Source organism: Roseomonas indoligenes, assembly GCF_017813365.1.
Lineage (GTDB): Bacteria > Pseudomonadota > Alphaproteobacteria > Acetobacterales > Acetobacteraceae > Roseomonas > Roseomonas indoligenes.
Map to the genome: position 1 here is coordinate 12099 of NZ_JAGIZA010000034.1, position 18889 is coordinate 30987.

The 18889-nt window shown below is 70.3% G+C and carries 17 protein-coding genes and 2 pseudogenes; 8 read left to right on the plus strand and 11 right to left on the minus strand.

Going from position 1 to position 18889, the window contains the following annotated elements:
* Positions 1–377: 377 nt before the first annotated feature.
* Genes J5Y10_RS26290 through J5Y10_RS26310 form a run of 5 tightly spaced genes read left to right on the plus strand, consistent with a single transcriptional unit; the run spans position 378 to position 5123 of the window.
* Positions 378–1481, plus strand: a complete 1104-nt coding sequence (locus J5Y10_RS26290) for an acyl-CoA dehydrogenase family protein (protein WP_209377109.1) — start codon at positions 378–380, stop codon at positions 1479–1481.
* 22 nt (positions 1482–1503) lie between these two features.
* Positions 1504–2610, plus strand: a complete 1107-nt coding sequence (locus tag J5Y10_RS26295) for an LLM class flavin-dependent oxidoreductase (RefSeq protein WP_209377110.1) — start codon at positions 1504–1506, stop codon at positions 2608–2610.
* Between the two features lie 13 nt (positions 2611–2623).
* A complete protein-coding gene (locus tag J5Y10_RS26300; RefSeq protein ID WP_209377111.1) occupies positions 2624–3568 on the plus strand; it encodes an ABC transporter substrate-binding protein in 945 nt (314 codons plus the stop codon).
* Positions 3569–3579: 11 nt separating this feature from the next.
* Complete coding sequence (locus J5Y10_RS26305) at positions 3580–4524, plus strand: ABC transporter substrate-binding protein (RefSeq protein WP_245215124.1); 945 nt, start codon at positions 3580–3582, stop codon at positions 4522–4524.
* Between the two features lie 11 nt (positions 4525–4535).
* Positions 4536–5123 carry a peroxidase-related enzyme gene (locus J5Y10_RS26310; RefSeq protein ID WP_209377113.1) on the plus strand — a complete coding sequence of 196 codons (588 nt, stop codon included), beginning with the start codon at positions 4536–4538 and terminating at the stop codon, positions 5121–5123.
* A 46-nt stretch (positions 5124–5169) separates the two neighbouring features.
* Here J5Y10_RS26310 and J5Y10_RS26315 read toward each other — a convergent pair whose 3' ends face one another.
* Genes J5Y10_RS26315 through J5Y10_RS26330 form a run of 5 tightly spaced genes read right to left on the minus strand, consistent with a single transcriptional unit; the run spans position 5170 to position 10335 of the window.
* Entirely contained in the window at positions 5170–6189 is a 1020-nt protein-coding gene (locus J5Y10_RS26315) for an isopenicillin N synthase family dioxygenase (protein WP_209377114.1), read from the minus strand.
* A 10-nt stretch (positions 6190–6199) separates the two neighbouring features.
* Positions 6200–7501: an O-acetylhomoserine aminocarboxypropyltransferase/cysteine synthase family protein gene (locus J5Y10_RS26320; protein ID WP_209377115.1), complete on the minus strand. Its 1302-nt coding sequence runs from the start codon at positions 7499–7501 to the stop codon at positions 6200–6202.
* 10 nt (positions 7502–7511) lie between these two features.
* Positions 7512–8273 carry an ABC transporter ATP-binding protein gene (locus J5Y10_RS26325; RefSeq protein ID WP_342453031.1) on the minus strand — a complete coding sequence of 254 codons (762 nt, stop codon included), beginning with the start codon at positions 8271–8273 and terminating at the stop codon, positions 7512–7514.
* Positions 8267–9259 carry an ABC transporter permease gene (locus J5Y10_RS28200; RefSeq protein WP_408901605.1) on the minus strand — a complete coding sequence of 331 codons (993 nt, stop codon included), beginning with the start codon at positions 9257–9259 and terminating at the stop codon, positions 8267–8269. The genes J5Y10_RS26325 and J5Y10_RS28200 overlap by 7 nt, the downstream gene beginning before the upstream one ends.
* Positions 9256–10335, minus strand: a complete 1080-nt coding sequence (locus J5Y10_RS26330; RefSeq protein ID WP_245215125.1) for an ABC transporter substrate-binding protein — start codon at positions 10333–10335, stop codon at positions 9256–9258. Before J5Y10_RS26330 ends, J5Y10_RS28200 begins: the two co-directional genes overlap by 4 nt.
* 303 nt (positions 10336–10638) lie before the next feature.
* Between J5Y10_RS26330 and J5Y10_RS26335 the strand changes: the two are divergent.
* Positions 10639–11580: pseudogene (locus tag J5Y10_RS26335) on the plus strand (IS5 family transposase); the annotation flags it as partial.
* A 376-nt stretch (positions 11581–11956) separates the two neighbouring features.
* Here the strand turns inward: J5Y10_RS26335 and J5Y10_RS26340 are convergent.
* From J5Y10_RS26340 to J5Y10_RS26350, 3 genes are read right to left on the minus strand one after another with little or no spacing between them, the layout of a single operon-like run.
* Positions 11957–12784: a maleate cis-trans isomerase family protein gene (locus J5Y10_RS26340; RefSeq protein ID WP_209377118.1), complete on the minus strand. Its 828-nt coding sequence runs from the start codon at positions 12782–12784 to the stop codon at positions 11957–11959.
* An 8-nt stretch (positions 12785–12792) separates the two neighbouring features.
* The gene (locus tag J5Y10_RS26345) at positions 12793–13758 is read right to left on the minus strand and encodes a Bug family tripartite tricarboxylate transporter substrate binding protein (protein WP_209377119.1); all 966 of its coding nucleotides are present in this window, start codon (positions 13756–13758) and stop codon (positions 12793–12795) included.
* A 20-nt stretch (positions 13759–13778) separates the two neighbouring features.
* Positions 13779–14756: a Bug family tripartite tricarboxylate transporter substrate binding protein gene (locus tag J5Y10_RS26350; protein WP_209377120.1), complete on the minus strand. Its 978-nt coding sequence runs from the start codon at positions 14754–14756 to the stop codon at positions 13779–13781.
* Between the two features lie 85 nt (positions 14757–14841).
* Here J5Y10_RS26350 and J5Y10_RS26355 point away from each other — a divergent pair, with 85 nt between their 5' ends.
* Positions 14842–15576: a hypothetical protein gene (locus tag J5Y10_RS26355; RefSeq protein ID WP_209377121.1), complete on the plus strand. Its 735-nt coding sequence runs from the start codon at positions 14842–14844 to the stop codon at positions 15574–15576.
* A 20-nt stretch (positions 15577–15596) separates the two neighbouring features.
* Here the strand turns inward: J5Y10_RS26355 and J5Y10_RS26360 are convergent, their stop codons facing one another.
* The 3 genes from J5Y10_RS26360 to J5Y10_RS26370 are packed head-to-tail and all read right to left on the minus strand — an operon-like array spanning position 15597 to position 18111.
* On the minus strand, positions 15597–16403 hold the full coding sequence (locus J5Y10_RS26360; RefSeq protein ID WP_209377122.1) for an HpcH/HpaI aldolase family protein: 807 nt from the start codon (positions 16401–16403) through the stop codon (positions 15597–15599).
* On the minus strand, positions 16400–17308 hold the full coding sequence (locus J5Y10_RS26365) for a hypothetical protein (RefSeq protein ID WP_209377123.1): 909 nt from the start codon (positions 17306–17308) through the stop codon (positions 16400–16402). The genes J5Y10_RS26360 and J5Y10_RS26365 overlap by 4 nt, the downstream gene beginning before the upstream one ends.
* On the minus strand, positions 17308–18111 hold the full coding sequence (locus J5Y10_RS26370; protein ID WP_209377124.1) for an MBL fold metallo-hydrolase: 804 nt from the start codon (positions 18109–18111) through the stop codon (positions 17308–17310). The genes J5Y10_RS26365 and J5Y10_RS26370 overlap by 1 nt, the downstream gene beginning before the upstream one ends.
* Before the next feature lie 531 nt (positions 18112–18642).
* On the opposite strand from J5Y10_RS26370, the pseudogene J5Y10_RS26375 reads away from it, so the two are divergent.
* Positions 18643–18889: pseudogene (locus J5Y10_RS26375) on the plus strand (SOS response-associated peptidase family protein); the annotation flags it as partial.

Genomic DNA, 18889 nt, shown 5'->3' on the forward strand with positions numbered 1-18889 from the left:
AGCTTGAAGACCCGCCTCAGGTCACTCCCACTGACCGCTACCCACCAAGGTTCTTATCTGAGTGCGGTAGATACACATGCTTGGATTCCGCCATCGCGATCGATCGTTCTTTCTGTGGCCGCGGACGCAGCATGACCTCTCTCCGTGTGGCTTGAAGTTTAGGAAACACCTCTGTTCGTGCGGAGCGCCCGGTTCATTAGCCTGGGAACATGACGTCGTTCACGCGCACACCGAACAGACTGACAGCCACCGCCAGAAGTGTTGTCCTTGGCGAGCTGGGTGCTGCCATCGCCGAGCCCGGGGAACTTCCGGAGCAGCAGGCGAGAGGCCAGGGCCCGCATCTGGCCCATGCGGGGGAGAAGGGCGTCAGCCCTGTCATGCAACGGATCGCATCCGCTGCCGCGCGGCACGACGCCAACGCCGAGTTCCCGTCCACCAACCTCGCCGCACTCCACAGCGCGGGGATGCTGGATCTAACCGTTCCCTGCCGCTTCGGCGGGCAGGGCAGGGGCCTTGCCGCAGCGGCGCGGCTTCTCGGAATGGTCGGCGGCGCCTGCGCTTCCACCGGCCTAATCCTGGCCATGCAGCTGAGCCGCCACGCGGCCCTGGCCCGCGAGGGGCGCTGGCCCAAGGCGGTGCACGCCCGCGTTGCCCGCGATGCCGTGCAGCACGGGGCGCTACTCAACGCGTTACGGGCGGAGCCGGATCTGGGATCCCCAACCCGTGGTGGACTTCCGGCCTCCACGCTTCGTGCGCAGCCGGACGGCACCTGGTCTCTGTCCGGCCGTAAGACCTACGTTACGGGCGCGCCGGGCCTCACCTGGATGGAGGTTTGGGTCAGAACGGCGGAAGAGCGCCCGCGGCTCGGCTACGCCCTGGTGCGAGCGGACATGCCGGGCGTACGGATCGTGGAGAGCTGGGATCAGCTCGGCATGCGCGCGACCGGCAGCCACGACGTGGTCTTCGAGGACGTGGTCCTGCCCGCGGAGCACGCCGTCGATCTTCGCGCAGCCGAGGACTGGGCTGCGGCCGATCCGGCGCAGGCCGTCTGGAACGCAATCGGGTTGGGCGCCCTGTACAACGGCATCGGGCACACCGCGCGGAACTGGATCGTACACTTCCTTCACGATCGCCGCCCCACGAGCCTGGGGGCGCCGCTGGCAAGCTTGCCGCGGATGCAGGAGAAGGTCGGCGAGATCCAATCGCTCCTTCTCGTGAACGACCGGCTTATCGCTTCGGTGGCCGCGGACACGGATGCCAGCGGGCCGCCCTCCGTCGCGGACAGCCTGCTGCTCAAGACGATCCTCACCGAGAACGCCGTTCGTGCAGTGGAACTGGCGGCGGCCCTGGCGGGCAACCACGCCTACGCCCGCGCCAACCCGCTGGAGCGGCACCTACGCGACGTGCTCTGCGCCCGCATCCACGTGCCCACCGCCGATGCCGCCCATGTCGCGGCGGGCCGCGAGGCCCTCGCGGCCTGATCAGACCCAAAGAGGAGTCCCCATGACGCTGCACATCACCGGCATGATCTGGGCCCGGCCCACCTCGGATCTGGAGCCGCCGAGCGGCGCCGCCTTCCAGCCGGACTTCATCGAGGCGATCACGCGGGCCCATGAGGAGGGCGGCTTCGACCGCGTTCTCGCGGGTTACTGGACCAACGCGGCGGACGGCTTCCTCGTCCTCGCCCATGCGGCGGCGGTGGCGAAGAAAATCAACTTCCTCATCGCCCACCGCCCGGGTTTCGTCTCGCCCACCCTTGCCGCGCGCAAGCTGGCGACGCTGGAGAACCTGACGGGCGGGCGGCTGGCGCTGCACGTCATCTCCGGCGGGGATGATCCGGACCAGCGGAAGGATGGCGACTACGCCGACCACGCCGCGCGCTACCGCCGCACGGACGAATTCCTGGAGATCATCCGCAACATCTGGACCGCCGATCGTCCCATCAGCCATGAGGGCGAGTTCTACCGCTTCCAGGACGCCTGGTCGGATGTGCGCCCGCTCCAGACGCCGCACCTGCCGATCTTCTTCGGCGGGGCGTCGGACGTCGCGCTGCGCGTGGCCGGGCGCCACGCCGACGTCTACGCGCTGTTCGGGGAGCCGCTGGCGGACACGGCCGCGATGCTGAACCGGGTGCGCGCCGCCGTGCCGGCGGGGCGGGAGGTCGCCTTCTCCTGGTCCAACCGGCCGATCATCGCCGCTACCGAGAAGCAGGCCTGGGAGAAGGCGCATGACATCCGGGAGCGCGCCATCGCCAAGCAGGCGCTGGCCGGGGGCGCCGGGCTGATCGCGGCGAGCGGCGCGGTGAACTCGCAGCGCCTTGTCGGCCTCTCGCAGCGCGGGGAGGTGCTGGACGAGCGGCTCTGGACCGCCATGGCGGGCCTGCTGGGCGGGCGCGGCAACTCCACGGCGATGGTGGGCACGGCGGAGCAGGTGGCGCGCGCCATGCTGCGCTACCGCGCCCACGGCGTGTCCCACTACATCCTGCGCGGCTGGGACCCGCTGCCGGACACGGTGCAGTACGGGAGGGAGCTGATCCCGCTGCTGCGCGAGCTGGCCGATACGGAGGATCGCGGCCGCGTCTCCGTCGCCGTCCGCACCGCGGCCGAGTGAGGGGCAAGGCATCATGAACAACCATGTGAACCGGCGCGCCGTCCTGGCTGCCTCCGGGCTTCTTGCCGTCGCGGGCGCTGCCCGCGCCCAGCCGCGCGCCGCCACCCTGCGCGTGGGCAGCCAGCGCGGTGGGCTGCAAGCCCTGCTGGAAGCGTCCAACCAGGTGAAGGACCTACCCTACCCCGTGGCCTGGAGCGAGTTCCAGGCCGCCCAGCCGCTGCTGGAGGCGCTGAACGCCGACGCGGTGGATATCGGCTCCATGGGTGACCTGAACTTCTTTTCCGTCTTCGCCAACGGCGCCGCGATCAGGGCGGTGGGCGCCACGCGCTCGGACGGCGCCTCGCAAAACATCGTGGTGAAGGCCGATGGGCCGATCCGGACGGTGGCGGACCTGCGCGGCAAGCGCGTGGCGGCGGCGCGGGGTGGCTGGACGCACTACTCCCTGTTCCGCATCTTGGAGAAGGCGGGGGTGAAGCCCTCCGAGGTGAACATCGCCTGGCTCCTGCCCTCGGACGCCGCGCTCGCCTACCGTTCCGGCGCGATCGATGCCTGGTCGGTCTGGGAACCCTTCACCTCGCTGGAGGTGCTGAACTTCGGCAGCCGCGTGCTGGCCGATGCGCGCGGGCTGACGCCCAGCGCCAGCCTGCTGGCCGTCAGCGAGCCGGCGCTGCGAAACAAGCGCCCGCAGCTGGAGGACTTCGTGCGCCGCAACCGCCTGGGCTGGGAATGGGCGAACGCGCACCTGAAGGATTACGCCCGCACCACGGCCGCGCTGATCCGCCAGCCCGTGCCGGTGATCGAGCGAGCCTACGAGGTGAGCGCCCAGAAGGCCGTTCCGATCGATGCCGCCCTGCTGGCCGAGTTCCAGGAGGCCGTGGACCGCTGCGTGGAGTACGGCATTGTCTCCCGCCGCTTCAAGGTGGCGGACGGCATTGATGCCTCCTTCGCTGACGCCTGAGGAGCAGCATGATGACCACCCGCCGCACGCTTCTCGCCACCGGCGGCGCCCTTCTCGTGGCGCCAGGGATCCTTCATGCCCAGCCTCCGGGCGTGCTCCGCATTGGCAACCAGAAGGGCGGCCTGCGCTCCCTGCTGGAAGCTTCCGGCGTGCTGAGGGACCTGCCCTACCGCATCGAGTGGAGCGAGTTCCCCGCGGCCGCGCCGCTGCTGGAGGCGCTGAACGCCGGGGCCCTCGACCTCGGCTATCAGGGGGACCTCGCCTTCCTCACCGTTCAGGCCTCCGGCGCGCCGGTGAAGGCCATCGGCGTGGCCCGGCCCTCGCCCGCCGGGCAGGGCATCCTCGTGCGCGGGGACGGGCCCATCCGCGGCCCGGCCGACCTGCGGGGCAAGCGCATCGCCGGCAATCGCGGCGGCTGGGGGCAGTTCCTCATCCGCGCCGCGCTGAAGCGCGAGGGGATCGCACCGGGAGACGCCACCATCAACCTCCTGCCGCCCACGGATGCCGCGCTGGCCTTCCGCTCCGGCGCGGTGGATGCCTGGGCGATCTGGGAGCCCTACATCTCGCTGGAGGTGCTGGATTTCGGCGCCCGCACCGTGCTGGACGGGAAGGGCCTGACCCCCTCCATCATGTTCGTCGCGGCGCATGAACGGGCGATCCGGGAGAAGGAGGCGATCCTGGCCGACCTCCTCCGCCGCTTCCGCGACGGCTGGCGCTGGGCGGACGGGCACATCCCCGAATACGCCCGCTACAATTCCGAGCTGACCCGCCTGCCCGTTCCGGTGCTGGAGCGCGCCTATGGCATTGAGCGCACCGTGCCCGGCGTGCTGGACGAGGCGATCGTCGCCGAGTTCCAGCGCGCGGCGGACGAGGCGGTGGAGTTCGGCCTGCTGCGCCAGCGCGTGGATGTCCGCCCCGGGCTGGACCTGCGCTTCGCCCGCACGCTGCAGGGCTGAAAGGGAACGCCATGACCGATGCCCTTCCCGCCGGCGCGCCGGCCGTCTCCTGGCTCGACCTTCCGACGCCCCGGCCGTCGGACGCGGTGCAGGCCGTGCTGGACCGCACGAAGGAGAAGCTGGGCTATGTCCGCAACGGGCAGACGGCCCTGCTGGCCCGGCCGGAGCTGGTGCTGGCGCAGGATGCACTCAGCCGCGCCGTGAATGCCAACCCGGCCAGCACACTCTCGCCGAAGGAGCGGGAGCTGATCGCGCTGGTGGTGAGCAGCGAGAACCGCTGCGAGCCCTGCGTGCTCGGCCACGCCTCCGCGCTGCGCGGGATCACAGGCGACGCTTTCTGGGTGGAGCGGGTGCAGGTGAACTACCGCCACGCCCCGCTCTCCGTGCGGGAAAGGGCGCTGGCGGATTATGCGCTGGCCATCACCCGCGCCCCTGGTGCGATCGAGCCGGCCGACCTGGAGCGGCTGCGCGCGGCGGGGCTGGGCGAGGCGGAGATCCTCGATGCCGCCGCCATCGCCGCGTATTTCAACTTCAGCAACCGCATCAACAGCGCCATCGGCGTGGCCCCAAACCACGAGGCCTACGCCGCCCATCGCTGAGTCGTGCCCGGCGCGGCCCCACCCCGGGGCTGCGCCGGGCGGCTCCTCATGCCGGCACGGGCGCGAGGAGATCCGCGTGCCAGCGCTGCGCCACATCCGGGTGGGAGCGCAGGCGGCCCTTGAGGTAGTTCTGCCCCACCGAGCGGAAGAGCGGGTTTTCCGGGTCGCTCGCCGGCCCCTTCGCCTCGGCGGCCAGGTGCGGCGGCAGGTTCAGCAACGGCACCTCCGCGTCCAGCCGCGCGCCGAGAAAGAAGGCGACGGAGACACGGTCTTCGCCGGGCGGCGGGCTGACCACGCGGTGGATGGTGGCGCGGAGATAGCCGTTCGAGGCCAGCTCCAGCAGCTCCCCGATGTTCACCACGAAGGTGCCGGGCACGGGCACGGCGTCCACCCAGCTGCCGTCCTCCTTCTGCACCTGCAGCCCGCGGCGGCTGTCCTGCAGCACGAAGGTGAGAAGGCCGCTGTCCTTGTGCGCGCCCACGCCCTGGTCGTCGCGCGGGCCTTCCTGGCCGGGGTAGCGGATGATTTTCATGGTCTGGTTCGGCGTGCCCTGCACGATGCCGTCGAAGGCATCGGCGGGCTGCTCCAGCGCCTCGGCGAAGGCGCGCAGCAGGCGGGTGGCCACGGCCGTCAGCGCGGCCTGCCAGTTCAGCAGGGCGGGGCGCAGGTCGGGCAGGGTCCTCGGCCACTGGTTCGGGCCCTGGAGGCGCGCCCAGGGCGGAGAATCCGGCGTGCGGGGCAGGGCATCGCGCTCGGCGTGGATGTCGAACTGCTCGCGCCAGTCCGGCTTGCCGCGCGTCAGCTCCTGGCCGGCGCGGTTGTAGCCGCGGAAATGCGGGGAATGGACCATCTGCACGGAGAGCTTGTCGGCCTCCGGCAGCTCGAAGAAGCGGCGGGCGGTCTTCAGCACCGCCGTGCCCTCCGCGTCCGGGATGCCGTGGCCGGCCAGGTAGAAGAAGCCGACGTCGCGGGCGGTGGCGCGCAGGTGTTGCAGGAAGGCGGCGCGGTCCTCCGCCGGGCCATCCAGCCGGCGGAGGTCGATCAGGGGAAGGGCGAGTTCGCTCATTCTTGGTTCCTCAGGCGGCCGCTTGCAGGCGGATGGCGTCCAGCGCCTGCGAGAGATCGGCCAGGATGTCGTCGATGTGCTCGATGCCGATGGAGAGGCGGACATAGCCGGGCGTGACGCCGCTCGCTAACCTCTCCTCGGCCGAGAGCTGGCTGTGGGTGGTGGTGGCGGGGTGAATCGCCAGGCTGCGTGCATCCCCGATATTGGCGACGTGGTAGAGGAGCTTCAGCCCGTCGATGAAGCGCGCGCCATCGGCCGCGCCGCCCGCCAGCTCGAAGCCCACCAGCGCGCCGGGGCCGCCCGTGAGGACCCGGTCCGCCCGCGCCCTGGCTTCGCCGGTCTGGAGCGAGGGGTGGATGACGCGCGTGACCTGCGGGTGCCGGGCGAGCCAGGCGGCGACGGCGGTGGCGTTGCTCACCTGCCGCTCGATCCGCAGCGGCAGGGTTTCCAGGCCTTGCAGGAGCTGGAAGGCGTTGAAGGGGGAGATGGGCGCGCCGAGATCCCGCTGCACCGTGCTGCGGACGAGGGCGACATAGGCGCCGATCCCGTGGCGCTGCGCCACCTCCGTCCAGACCGCGCCGTGGTAGCTGGGATCGGGCGTGTTGAGGGCGGGCTGGCGGTCCTTCCAGGCGGTCCAGTCAAAGTTGCCGCCGTCCACGATGATGCCGCCGATGGAGGTGCCGTGGCCGCCGATGTACTTCGTGGCGGAGTGCACGACGATGGCGGCGCCGAGCGCGAGGGGACGCGCGATGATGGGCGCCGCGGTGTTGTCCACGATCAGCGGGATGCCCTGCGCGCGGCCGATGGCTGCCACTTCCGCGATGGGGAAGGCGATCAGCTTCGGGTTGGGCAGGGTCTCGGCATAGTAGGCGCGCGTGCGCTCATCCGTCGCGCGGCGGAAGTTCTCGGGGGCCGCCGGATCGGCGAAGCGCACCTCCACGCCGCGCTGGGCGAGGGTGTTGGCGAAGAGGTTCCAGGTGCCGCCGTAGAGATCCGTCGAGGAGACGATGTTGTCGCCTGCCCGCGCGAGCGCCAGCACGGAGAAGGCCGAGGCGGCCTGGCCCGAGGCCAGCGCCAGGGCGCCCACCCCGCCCTCCAGCGCCGCCACGCGCTTCTCCAGCACGTCCGTCGTCGGGTTCCCGGTGCGGGTGTAGGTGAAGCCCAGCCTCTCCAGGCTGAACAGCTCTCGCGCGTGGTCGGAACTGGGGAACTGGTAGGAGGTGGTCTGGTAGATCGGAACTGCCACGGCTCCGGTCGCGGGATCGGCGCGCCAGCCGGCGTGCAGCACGAGGGTTTCGGGCTTCAGGGTCATCGCATGGTCCTCAGGCGGCCTCTCGGAGGCCAAGGGTTTCCAGCACCTCGCGCCGGAGCGCGACGAGGTGCGGGTCGTCCCGGTGGCGGGGGAAGGGGCGGTCCACGGCGATCTCCGACACCACCCGCGCGGGGCGGGGGGAGAAGACGAGGACGCGCTCGGCCATCAGCAGCGCCTCCTCGACGTCGTGGGTGACGAGGAGGGTGGTGAAGCCCTCCCGTTGCCAGAGGGCGACCAGCTCCTCTTGCATCTTCAGTCGGGTCAGGCTGTCCAGCTTGCCCAGCGGCTCGTCCAGCAGCAGCAGGCCCGGGCGGTTCACCAGGGCGCGGGCCAGGGCGGCGCGCTGCGCCATGCCGCCGGAGAGCTGATGCGGATAGGCCTCCGCGAACTCGTGCAGGCCGACGAGGCGCAGCGCGTCGTCCACCCGCGCGCCCTCCGTCCGGATCAGGCCGCGCGCTTCCAGGCCCAGCGCCGCGTTCGCGCGCACGCTACGCCAGGGGTAGAGGGTGGGGTCCTGGAACATCAGCACGCGGGAGGGATCGGGGCCGGTGATGGGGGCGCCATCGGCCTCCAGCGTGCCGCGCCGCGGCGGTTCCAGCCCCGCGACGAGGCGCAGCAGGGTGGACTTGCCGCAGCCGGAAGGGCCGAGAAGCGCCACGGAGCCGCCTGGGCGGACATCCAAGTCCACGTCCTCCAGCACCGGCAGGTCCTGGCCCTTGAGGGCGAAGGCGTGATGGATGCCGCGCAGGCGCAGCCCGATCGGGTTCACCACCGCACCACTCCCTTCTGCCAGGCCAGCTTCCAGTCGCGCACGCGGAAGAGCAGGGTGACGAGGCCGGTGCACATCCCCGCCAGCACCAGCAGCGCGGCGTAGACATTGGCGTAGGCCGCCCAGCCCTGGGACCACTGCATGTAGAAGCCCAGGCCCGACTTCACGCCCATCATCTCCGCCACCACGAGCACGGAGAAGGAGGAGCCGAGCCCCATGAAGAGGCCGACGAAGACCGAGGGCAGCGCCGCGGGCACCGCGACCTTGCGGATGAGGAACCAGGGGCGCGCGCCCATGGTGCGCGCCACGTCGTAGAAGCTGCCGGCGACGGAGGCGACGCCGGACCAGGTGAGGACGGCGACGGGGAAGAAGGTGGCCAGCGCGATGAGGAAGGTGCTGGCCTGCCGGCTGGTGGAGAAGGCGAAGAAGGCGATGGGCAGCCAGGCCGTGGCGGGCAGGGGGCCGATCAGCCGCAGCACCGGATGCGCCCAGTAGCCCACCCGGCGCGACCAGCCCATGGCGACACCGGTGACGAAGCCGATCGTGGCGCCCAGGAGGTAGCCGGGGATCAAGAGGAGCAGGGAATGGAGCACGCTGTCGCCGAGCTTGGCGTAGTCGTCGGTGAAGACCTCCAGCAGCGCCTGTGGCGCCACGAAGAAGGGGCGCGGCAGCAGGTCCAGCTTCGCGGTGACGAGTTCCCAGGCGATCAGGCCGGCCGCGAGCGCCACCAGCCAGGGCCCGGCCGGGCGGAGCCGCGCGATCGGCCCGGGCGCACCGGCGAGCCCCGCGAGAAGCAGCAGCAGCCCCACGGTCGCAGCGATGCCGCCGAGAAGTTCGGTCCGGCCGTAGTCATCGGCGTCGGGCCAGGCCAGGACCAGCGCGGCGGCGGCCAGCCAGGCCAGCCCCGCGATGCCGCCGCCCGCCCAGATCCGCCAGGGGCGCGCCTCCCGCGCGGCGGGAAGGGGGCCTGCCTCGGCGCTCGCGCTCACGACAGCACGTCCGCGAAGACCCGCTCGGAGAAGCGCGTGGGATCGGTGTTCGGACGGATCACCTGCACCAGCTTCAGCTCCTCCGTGTAGCGCGCGATCTCCTGGCGCAGCCCGGCGCCGGTGGGGTGGTGGTGGTGCGTGTGGTCCCGCACCATCGCTTCCAGTTGCTCCACCGGGGCCTTGGCGTAGGGGGCGAAGATGCGCGCGGCCTCGGCGGGGTTGGCGACGACCCAGTCCTGTGCCTCCAGCAGGGCCGCGGTCAGCGCGCGGGCGGCCGGCCTGTCGCGGCGGATGAGGTTGCCGCGCACGCCGAGCACGCAGCACGCGCGGCCCGCATACTCGCCCTGGAGATTGTTGGAGATCTCGTGCAGCCCGTCGCGCTCACGAATCATCCAGGCGAGCGGGTCGCCGAGTGCGAAGGCCTGCACCTCCCCGCGCTGCAAAGCGACGCCGAGCAGGTCCGCGGGGAACTGGCGCCAGGTCACGTCCTTCAGCGGGTCGATGCCCTTCTGCGCCAGCAGGATGGAGAAGAAGTTCTTGTCCGGCGCCGCCATGTCGGAAACACCGATGGTCCTCCCCTTCAGGCTCTCCAGCGTGCGGAACTCCGAATTTCCGGCGGAGAAGAGCCGCATGCAGCCGCCATGGATGCCGCTGGTGATCTTCACGTCGAAGCCGCTCTCCAGCGGCTTCAGCCAGCGCAGCGCCATACCGACGCCGGCATCGGCCTTGCCCGTGGCGATGGCTTCCAACAGCTGGTCCGTGGTGCCGCCGAAGTTGATCAGCTCCACCTTCAGATTATGGCGCTCGAAGATGCCGGTCTGGTCTGCCACGGGCACGCCGACGGTGCAGACGGCGTTGGCGTTCCAGGTCAGCTTCAGTTCGCGGCGTTCACCGGGCGCGGCCGCGTTCGGAACGCCGGCGCTCGCCCGGCAGATGGCTGAAGGATCAAAGCCGAAGGAAGTTCCGGCCTCACGCGGGTCGAGGCGTGCGTAAGGGGCCATACCGCCCGTCGGAAGGGCCACTCCGAGGAGGCCTGCTGCGCGCAGGATGCCCCGCCGCCCGGGTTGAGACGTCATCATCGTGAGGGCTCCTCGTGAGTGCGTCGGAAGCGAGCGGCTTACGTCCGCTGAGTTTCAGCAGTGGCGTAACGGATGGAATGGTTGTGCCAGGAGAGGCCGGAGATGCCGCATGCCTAGCCTTGCTTTCCCGCCACGCGATGCTGACTTCATTGGTTCAGGCTATTGCCGTCGTAGAAGACGGGAAACAGATGTGTTTTTCGAAGATCGGCCGAGATGTAGCATCAGCATGTCGCGGTAAGGCTTTGGTGTAGGATCAGTGCTGATCGGCGTTGTCGCGTAATCCGGCAGCGGTGAGGTGCCATGGGTGACGAGGCAGCAGGGTCTGGCCGGCCGCGGCGGCGGCACCGGACACGGAACTGGCGTGAGTACGACCGGGCGCTGGTCTCGCGTGGCGACTTGACGGTGTGGATCTCACCGGACCTGGCCTGGCATGCCGCCCAGGGTATGAGCCGGCGGAGCCGGCCGTAGGTCTTCACGGGTGCGGCGATCCAGACGGCGCTGACGCTGAAGGTGCTCTATGAACTGCCGCTGCGGGCGGCCCAGGGTTCGGTGGGGTGCCTGATCCGGCTAGCGGGGCTGGACTGGCGTATGCCGCACTACAGCACGCTCTCGCGACGCCAGAACGACCTCACGGTCACCATCCCTTATCGGCCATGGAGCGGGCCGCTACACCTCGTCATCGACAGCACGGGGCTCAAGGTGCTGGGCGAGGGCGAGTGGAAGGTCAGGAAGCACGGGGCCAACAAGCGTCGGCTCTGGCGCAAGGTGCACATGATCATCGATGCCGAGAGCCACGAGGCGCGGGCCGTGGAGATGACGGATCACCGGCACGGCGACGGCGAGATTGTGCCGGGCCTGCTGGCGCAGTTGCCGGAAGGCGAGCGGATCGAGGTGGTCAGCGGTGATGGTGCCTACGACACCCGCGACGTCGACGAGGCCTCTGCCTTACGGGATGCAGCCCTGGTCGTGCCACCGCGCCGCAACGGCAGGCCCTGGAAGGCGCGAACTATCGGTGCGGCCGAGCGCAACGAGACCCTGCGCGCCATCAAGCGTCTTGGCCGGCGGCTCTGGAAGCGGTGGAGCGGGTACCATCGACGGAGCCTCGCCGAGACGGCCATGTCTCGCCTCAAGCGCCTGGGCGAGCGCCTCTCGGCCCGCGACCCCGCCCGTCAGGTCGCCGAAGTCCAGATCCGCTGCGCCATCCTCAACACCCTCAACGCCCTTGATATGCCCGACACCATCGCCCGCGCTGAATCAAAGCACAAAAGGCGACCTCGCACTCTCCGCCTAATTTACGCAACAGTGCCCCCTCGAAGTATTAAGGCGCACGCCGCCAATGTGTGGAAAACACCCGGAGAAGCGCGATCCCAACTGACCCAAAAAAAAGTTCTTCTGGAAAAGATTGGAGCGGCAGTAGGTGCTCGGCGCAGACATTCTCTGGCGGAAAAGCGATCATCCCGAGAGCCTGAAGCCTTGGTCTGTTGACTGCGCCCGGGAGCCGTTTGCAGAGTTGGTTTTGTTGAGCGGGGTTTGCCCTTCTGCGAAGATACCCGTAACCTCGGCACGAGTTGACCCAGAAGACGACAGGTGAGCGTGGTGGCCGGGGCTTAGGTGAACCTCACCGACGTAGCCGACCTGCGCCCTGATTGTCCATGTCGAGGACGCCAGCGGTCTGCGACGGTTCGCACCGCAGTTGCCACCGTCGACGCCAGTCCCATCCCCCAAGCCAGCCCTGTAGACTGGCCGGGCCTGCCCCTCCGCCCGTCACCGCCTCCACGCTGCGCCATGCCAGGCAGAGCATGCAGGACAGTACCGGCACCCCGCCCCAGCTCCCGTGCGCGAAGAGGGGCTGCAACGTGGGCATCCCGGTGCCCAGCATGACAATCGCATCCAGGCCTGCAGGGTCCAATGCCTTCAATGCTGCCTCGGCGCCGGCGCTATCCATGGCATAGATCGGGTGAAAGGCGCCATCCCGCAGGTCGGAGCCGGAGATGCGGGCCACTTCGAAGCCCTGCACTTGCCAATAGGCGATGGCCGCCCGCGTCAGATCGTCCGGGTAGGGCGAGACGAGCCCGATGCGTCGCGCGGAGAGGGCCCGGAGCGCGTCCCGCACGGCCTGCCCCGCCGTGACCACGGGCACGCCGCGCGCGGCCTCCATTCGGGCGACGATCGCCGCTTCCTCCACCGGGCCGGCGTAGTAGGAGGCGCCGGTGCAGGCGAAAGCCACGGCGCCGAGCGGCGCATTGGCGAACTGCGCCACCGCGCCTTCCAGGTCGCGCAGGTAGTCCAGCAGGCGGTTCACCATGCCCGGCTTCGGGCTGGTAAGGCGCGCATTGATCATCGCCACGCCGGGCGGCAGGAGGACGGCCAGTTCCGGCTCCACCGTCGTGTTTGCCTGCGGCGTCAGCACGCCGATCAGACCACGCGGCGCGTATTCCAGGGCCATGGCGGGCCTCAATCCGCCTGGATGCCTGCCTCACGCGCCACCCTGGCCCAGCGGGCGACGTCGGCGGCGATCAGGGCAGCATAGTCCTGGCGCGAGAGGCTGTTCGGCCCGGCGCCGAAGTCCAGAAGGCGCTCCTTCGCCTCGGGGGTGGAGAGGCCCTTTGCCAGGGCGTCGTGCAGCGTGTCGGCGGCGGCGTCCGGCATGCCGGCGGGGCCGGAAAGGCCGAACCAGTTCGTGGCGACGAGGGTCTCGAAGCCAAACTCGCGCACGCTCGGCACGTCGGGCCAGCGCACGGCCCGCTCCGGCGTCGTCACCGCCAGCATCCGCAGCCGGTCGTTGCGGCCGACATCCGGCACCGCCGCGATCAGCCCATCGATCTGACCGCTCAGGATATCGGTGACCGCGGGCGCTGAGCCGCGATAGGGCGCGTGCAGGATCTGCACGCCAGCGGCGCGGTTCAGCAACTCCAGCTTCACATGGCTGGAGGTGCCGATGCCCGTCGAGCCGAACTTGATGGTGCCCGTCCGCGCCCGCGCCACCAGGTCGGGCAGGGTGCGGATCGGCCCGTCCGCCGCCACGACGATCGCGCTCGGCACCGCGGCGATGAGGCCGATGGGCGTAAAGTCCCGCACGGGGTCGTAGGGGATGTGCTTCGAGACCGCGGGCCCGATCGCCTGGGAGGCGATGTTCGAGAGGACGATGGTATGGCCATCCGGCGCGGACTTCGCAACGAGTTCGCTGCCGATCGCGCCTCCCGCGCCGCCACGGTTGTCGATCACGACCGAGACCCCGAGGGAGGGCTCCATCCCCCGCGCGGCGAGGCGGCCGAGCAGGTCCGTGGTGCCGCCGGGCGTGAAGGGCACCACGAGCCGCACGGGGCGGGAGGGCATCCAGCCGGCCTGTGCGGCGGCGCGCCGGAGGGCGGGGAGGGAAAGGGCTGCCCCGGCGAGGAGCGTGCGGCGGGAAGGAAACATGCGGCGTGGCTCCGGACTGTTCAGTTCACGGCGATGCGGGCATCCCGCACCACGCCGCGCCAGCGGACGAGGTCGCCGGAGACGAGCTTGCCGAGATCCGCCCGGCTCCCGCCCTCGGCGACGAAGCGGATCCGCTCCAGCCGCTCCACCACCTCCGGCTGGCGCAGCGTGGCCGCCACCGCGTCGTGCAGCGCCTCTGCGATCGGCTCGGGCGTGGAGGCAGGGGCGAAGAGGCCGGTCCAGGAGAGGGAGGTGAGGTTGGGCAGGCCCTGCTCCGCCATGGTGGGCACCTCGGGCGCCCAGGAGAGGCGGCGCGGGCCGGCCACCGCGACCATGCGGAGCTGGCCGGAGGTGATCTGCGGCGCGGCAGTGCCGGAATTCACCATGGAGAGCGGCACGGTGTTCTGGATTACCGCGGTGATCGCCGCCGCGCCGCCGGCGAAAGGCACGTGCACGGCGCGCAGGCCGGTGCGCAGCAGGAAGAGCTCCAGCCCGAGCTGCTCCGAGGAGCCGATGCCGGAGGAGGAGAAGGAGAGCGTGTCGCCCTGCCTGGCCATCCAGGCGCGCAGCTCGGCCACGTTCGTGGCGGGCACGGAGGGGTGAACGACGATGACGTTCGGCGCGCTCATCGCAAGGATGATCGGTTTGAAGTCTTTCTCAGGATCGAAGCCGGGCGACTGCATGATGACGGGCTGGATCGTCATCGTGCCGCTGGCATTGACGAGAAGGACGTGCCCGTCACCCGGCATCCCGGCAACCGTGCGCGTGCCGATCACGCCCGTGGCGCCGGGGCGATTGTCCACCACGACGTTCTGCCCCAGCGCAGCCTGAAGGCCCGGCTGCAGGGCCCGCGCGCAGAGATCCGTGGCGCCGCCCGGCGGGAAGGGGACGAGCAGTGTCACGGGCTTGCTCGGCCGCCAGACGGTCTGAGCCCTCGCCACCCGGGGCAGGGGGAGCAGCGATGCGAGAAGCAGGCCCAGGGCGGTGCGGCGACGCATGGTGATCCTCTCAGGCGATGGTGGAGGGGGCCGTTGACCGGCGCCGAGGCGTGAAGGAGCTTGCGGCACGGAGGGCCGGAGCCGGATGAGCAAGAACGAGGCCGCGGGGGATGGTGCGGGAGATGTGCGCGCCGCCCTGGCGGCACTGCAGGCGGGGCGCGGCTATGTGCTGCCGCATCGCGGCCTGATGGCCGTCGCGCTGCCGGAGCTGTACGGCGCCTACGAGGTGATGTACCGCGCGCTGACGGTGGATGAGCGCCACATGACGCCGCTCCAGCGAGAATGCGTGTGGCTCGCGATCCTCGTGGCCTGCGACGAGCCGGTGGGCACGCACCACGTCGCTGCCTTCCGCCGGTGCGGCGGCACGGATCGCGATGCGGCGGCGCTGTTTCGGCAGACCGCCTGGGCCATGGGCGCGGACGCGCACGCCTTCATGCGCGGCGAATGGGCGCCGCACTTCCCGGGTTTCGACCCCGCGGCCGCCTATCTGGACGGCGCCTCGGCGCTCAACGCCGCAGGGGAACTGCCCGACGAGACGGCGCGGCTGGCCCGGATGGCGGTGCAGGCGGCGCGCGGCGGGCTCTGGGCGCTGGAGACCGAGCTGGAAGCGGCCTATGGCGCCGGGCTGGACGAGAGGCGGATGGCGGAAGCGATCAGCCTCATCATCTGGCCGCGCGGGGTGAACCCCTTCGTGCGCGCGGCGGAAGCCTGGCTGGGGCTGTTGCGGAGCGGGCGCGTCACGCCCTCCCCTGCCTTCGCGGCCTGGGCCGGGGTAAAGGACCAGGGGCCGCTCGTCCTGGGTCAGGGACCGGCCCGGTAGGAGAGGGGCCGGCCGTTCCATCACGCGCGCGCCGCTGTGCGTGCGGAGAGCACGCCCTCGAAGAAGGCGCGGCGGTCGCGCGCGCCGCGCATCATCAGCGTGACGTCATTCTCCGTCAGGATCATCCGCATCCCCGCGCGAAGAAAGCCGTGCCAGGGTCCCTCGTCCTTCGGGCCACCCATGCCTGCGAAAAGGCCGTTCCGGGCTGCGGCGGCACAGGTGCGCTCCACGGCATCGAGCAGTTCCGGCGCATCGTAGCGACCGGGCAGGCCAAGATCCCAGAGCAGGTCGGAGCCGCCGATGAACAGCCCGTCCACGCCGGGCACGGCCGCGATCGCCTCCACGTTCTCGATCGCCGTGCGGCTCTCGATCATCACGGTGACGACCACCTCCTCATTAAAGATCAAGCAGGCCTCCGCGAGGCCCTTGTCGTAGCCGAAATGGGCGAGGGTGCCGGGGACGGAGAGGCTGCCGCGCGGGGCGAAGCGCGCGGCCCGCGTGACGGTGGCGGCTTGTTCCGGCGTGTCCACATGCGGCACGACGAGGCCGAGCGCGCCGTTGGTGAGCAGCCCCGCGATCTCGTGCGGGTCGTGGCTGGAGGGGCGCGCCAGGGGCAGGATCCCCGCGCGGATGGCCGAGAAGGCGATGTCGTGCGCGAGGTGGGGCGAGGCCGGGCTGTGCTCGAAGTCGATCATCGCCCAGTGGAACCCGCAGGCGGCGAGGATCGGCCCCGCCTCCGCACTGCGCGAGATCCGGAGATTGCTGCCGAGCGCGAGCTCGCCCGCCCGCATGCGGGCGCGGAAGGCAGTGCCGGGCCAGGTGCTCACGCCGCCTTCTCCGCGGGCTGGATGTCGCGCAGCGCATCCGGGAAGCGCCAGGGCTGGCGCGGTCGCGCGGCAAGGATGTGCAGCGCGCCGCGCACGGCGTCGAAGGCCTCGCGCACCGCCGCCTCGCCCTCGATCACCAGGCCGAAGCCGGGGCAGAGGCGGGCGATGGGGCGGGCGGCCTGGATCGCATCCAGGTCCTGCAGGATCGGGGTAGGATCGATGCCGATCAGCCAGTCCATCTTCGCGGAGAGATAGAGGGCGGCGTCCTCCGCCCGCATCGGGGGCTCGTCCGGCGCGCGGAGGCGGGACAGGCCCTCGCGCCAGGTGGGCGCGGCGCGCACGAGGAAGGCGAAGGCGTCCGAGGTGAAGAGCGTGGCCGTCTCCGTCTCGTAGAACCAGTTGGTCGCGAGGAGGCGCAGTTCCACGCGCAGGACCTCCAGGCGCAGGCGCCCGACCGAGGTGACGGCACCGGGAGCGATGCGCGTGGCCTGCAGCCCGGGCGTTGCCTCGATCCGGGCGGCCGCGTCGCGCTCCTCCACGCTCTCGAAGAAGTCGAGCGGATTGAGGACGCCGGCGTAGAGCACCTCGCGCACGCCGAAATCGCGCAGGACCGCGGGCAGGTTGATCATGCAGTCCTGCTCGCGCCGCGTGGTGATCAGGCGGCGCTCCGAGGTACCCCCCAGCGTGCCGCGAATGCCGGCCGCGATGAGCGGCCAGTGTACGGCGAGGCCGGTGTCCACCATGAGCCAGCTCCCGCCGTCGCGCAGGACGTAACCCTGCACGGGGATCAGGCCGCGGCCGGCGGGCGGCAGCCAGCTGATGGGGCGCTCGGCCACGTCCAGCCAGCCACCGATGGCGGCGAGCGTGCCGGGAATGATCTCGGCGAAGCCTTCCGTCTCGGTCATCAGGCCGGCACCTTTCCGGGCATGGGGCCCATGGCGATGCCTTGCTTGAAAAGTGGTAAGGTCTTCTCCGGCGTGTCCACCACGCAGCCATGCGCGCCGGTGAGAAAGCGCGGGCGCAGGCGAGCAAGGAGCTCGTCGATCTCGGGGAAGCTCGGGCGGCTGTCCGTGAACTTCGGCCAGTGCAGGGCCTTGTCGTTGAAGTCCTGCATGATGGCGAGGTCGGGCGGCGCAATCTCGCTGCTCAGGTGATCGCACTGGCCGGGGACGTGCGCGTGGAAATAGGCGCAGGCGTCCGAGAGGAAGAGGATGCGGTCCTTCGTGTCGAAGGCCCAGAGCGTGTCGGGCAGGTCTCGCCAGACGGGCGGGAGAAAGAGGAGGTCCCGGTCACCCAGGTCCAGCCGGTCGCCGGGCGCGACCTGGCGGAAGCGGTGGGCGAGGTGGGGGAGGTAGAGCGGGTAGTCCCGCATGTCACCGATCGCGACGGCATCGGGAAACTCCCGCATCCACCGCTCCAGCAGGCCGGAATGAGGCAGTTCGCTGTGAGTGGGGAAGATGTAGTCGAGAGGGCGGCCGTCCAGGAAGGCGTCCACGTCGCGCTTGACCTCGGCCCAGTGGATGGGGTGGCCCGTATCGATCAGGACCGTGGCCTCGCTCCCCTTCAGCAGGTAGAGCGCGTAGTGCGCGTGCATGTCCGGGACGCTGCTGGGCAGGCAACGGCCGGTCCAGAGGCAGTCCGGGGTGATGGCGCGCGGCAGCGTGCCGGTGCAGCCGAAATCCGGCGCTCTGGGATCGGGACAGGTCATGTCGCTGACATCTCCTTCGCAAGAGCGCCGATCGAGGACGCGTCGGCGGCAAAGCCGACACGGGCGGCGCATTCATTTGACGTCTTGAAGACCCTCACCGCCGCAGCGGGATTGAAGGGGTAGCCTATGTTCTGTCGCTCGGAACTTCCGTGCGTCAGACCGGACGGCAATCGACTTGGTTCGAGATTGGTGGCGAGGACCAAGGCTGCGCTTCAGATTTTCGGTTAGCTGAAGCAGTGATGCATGTCAGCACAAGGCGGGTGATAGCTGATCCGGAACATTGTCTGGCTGTTCCTGCACTATAGGGCGACACGCAGGTTCAATACGCTGCCGAGAAACCTGTCTATTGCCGCTGCGACCATGCCCGACCCTCTTTCTGGCCGGAACGATAGGCATGCTGGAGGGGGTTACGCAATCCTGCTGTCTTCTTAACAGGACAGGAACCTGTCCTCATCCCGGTACAGGTCCTGGTTCCGGAGCGGAGCGCGGAGCCCGGTTCCAAGCACATCGCGTGATCGCGATGCCTGACTGCTCGCCTTCTTCGCCGGGATCTGGGTGCCGCAGTGGACCAGCACCCGGAAGGTGAAGGAGGGTGAGGTGACGGCCGACCTCTACGCCTTCCTCACCACCGAGCCGAACGCCGAGGTGGCGCCGCTCCACCCCAAGGCCATGCCGGTGATCCTGACGGAGCCGGAGGAGCTGGAGGCCTGGATGACGGCACCCTGGAGCGTGGCGAAGGAGCTACAGCGGCCGCTGCCGGACGGAATGCTACGCGTGG

Coding starts and splice junctions, on each gene's coding strand:
- J5Y10_RS26320 (WP_209377115.1), bottom strand. CDS start 7,501: ATGACCCTGAAGCCCGAAACCCTCGTGCTGCACGCCGGCTGGCGCGCC.
- J5Y10_RS26345 (WP_209377119.1), bottom strand. CDS start 13,758: ATGTTTCCTTCCCGCCGCACGCTCCTCGCCGGGGCAGCCCTTTCCCTC.
- J5Y10_RS26315 (WP_209377114.1), bottom strand. CDS start 6,189: ATGAGCGAACTCGCCCTTCCCCTGATCGACCTCCGCCGGCTGGATGGC.
- J5Y10_RS26350 (WP_209377120.1), bottom strand. CDS start 14,756: ATGCGTCGCCGCACCGCCCTGGGCCTGCTTCTCGCATCGCTGCTCCCC.
- J5Y10_RS26340 (WP_209377118.1), bottom strand. CDS start 12,784: ATGGCCCTGGAATACGCGCCGCGTGGTCTGATCGGCGTGCTGACGCCG.
- J5Y10_RS26295 (WP_209377110.1), top strand. CDS start 1,504: ATGACGCTGCACATCACCGGCATGATCTGGGCCCGGCCCACCTCGGAT.
- J5Y10_RS26330 (WP_245215125.1), bottom strand. CDS start 10,335: ATGACGTCTCAACCCGGGCGGCGGGGCATCCTGCGCGCAGCAGGCCTC.
- J5Y10_RS26305 (WP_245215124.1), top strand. CDS start 3,580: ATGACCACCCGCCGCACGCTTCTCGCCACCGGCGGCGCCCTTCTCGTG.
- J5Y10_RS26310 (WP_209377113.1), top strand. CDS start 4,536: ATGACCGATGCCCTTCCCGCCGGCGCGCCGGCCGTCTCCTGGCTCGAC.
- J5Y10_RS26300 (WP_209377111.1), top strand. CDS start 2,624: ATGAACAACCATGTGAACCGGCGCGCCGTCCTGGCTGCCTCCGGGCTT.
- J5Y10_RS26355 (WP_209377121.1), top strand. CDS start 14,842: ATGAGCAAGAACGAGGCCGCGGGGGATGGTGCGGGAGATGTGCGCGCC.
- J5Y10_RS26370 (WP_209377124.1), bottom strand. CDS start 18,111: ATGACCTGTCCCGATCCCAGAGCGCCGGATTTCGGCTGCACCGGCACG.
- J5Y10_RS26365 (WP_209377123.1), bottom strand. CDS start 17,308: ATGACCGAGACGGAAGGCTTCGCCGAGATCATTCCCGGCACGCTCGCC.
- J5Y10_RS26290 (WP_209377109.1), top strand. CDS start 378: ATGCAACGGATCGCATCCGCTGCCGCGCGGCACGACGCCAACGCCGAG.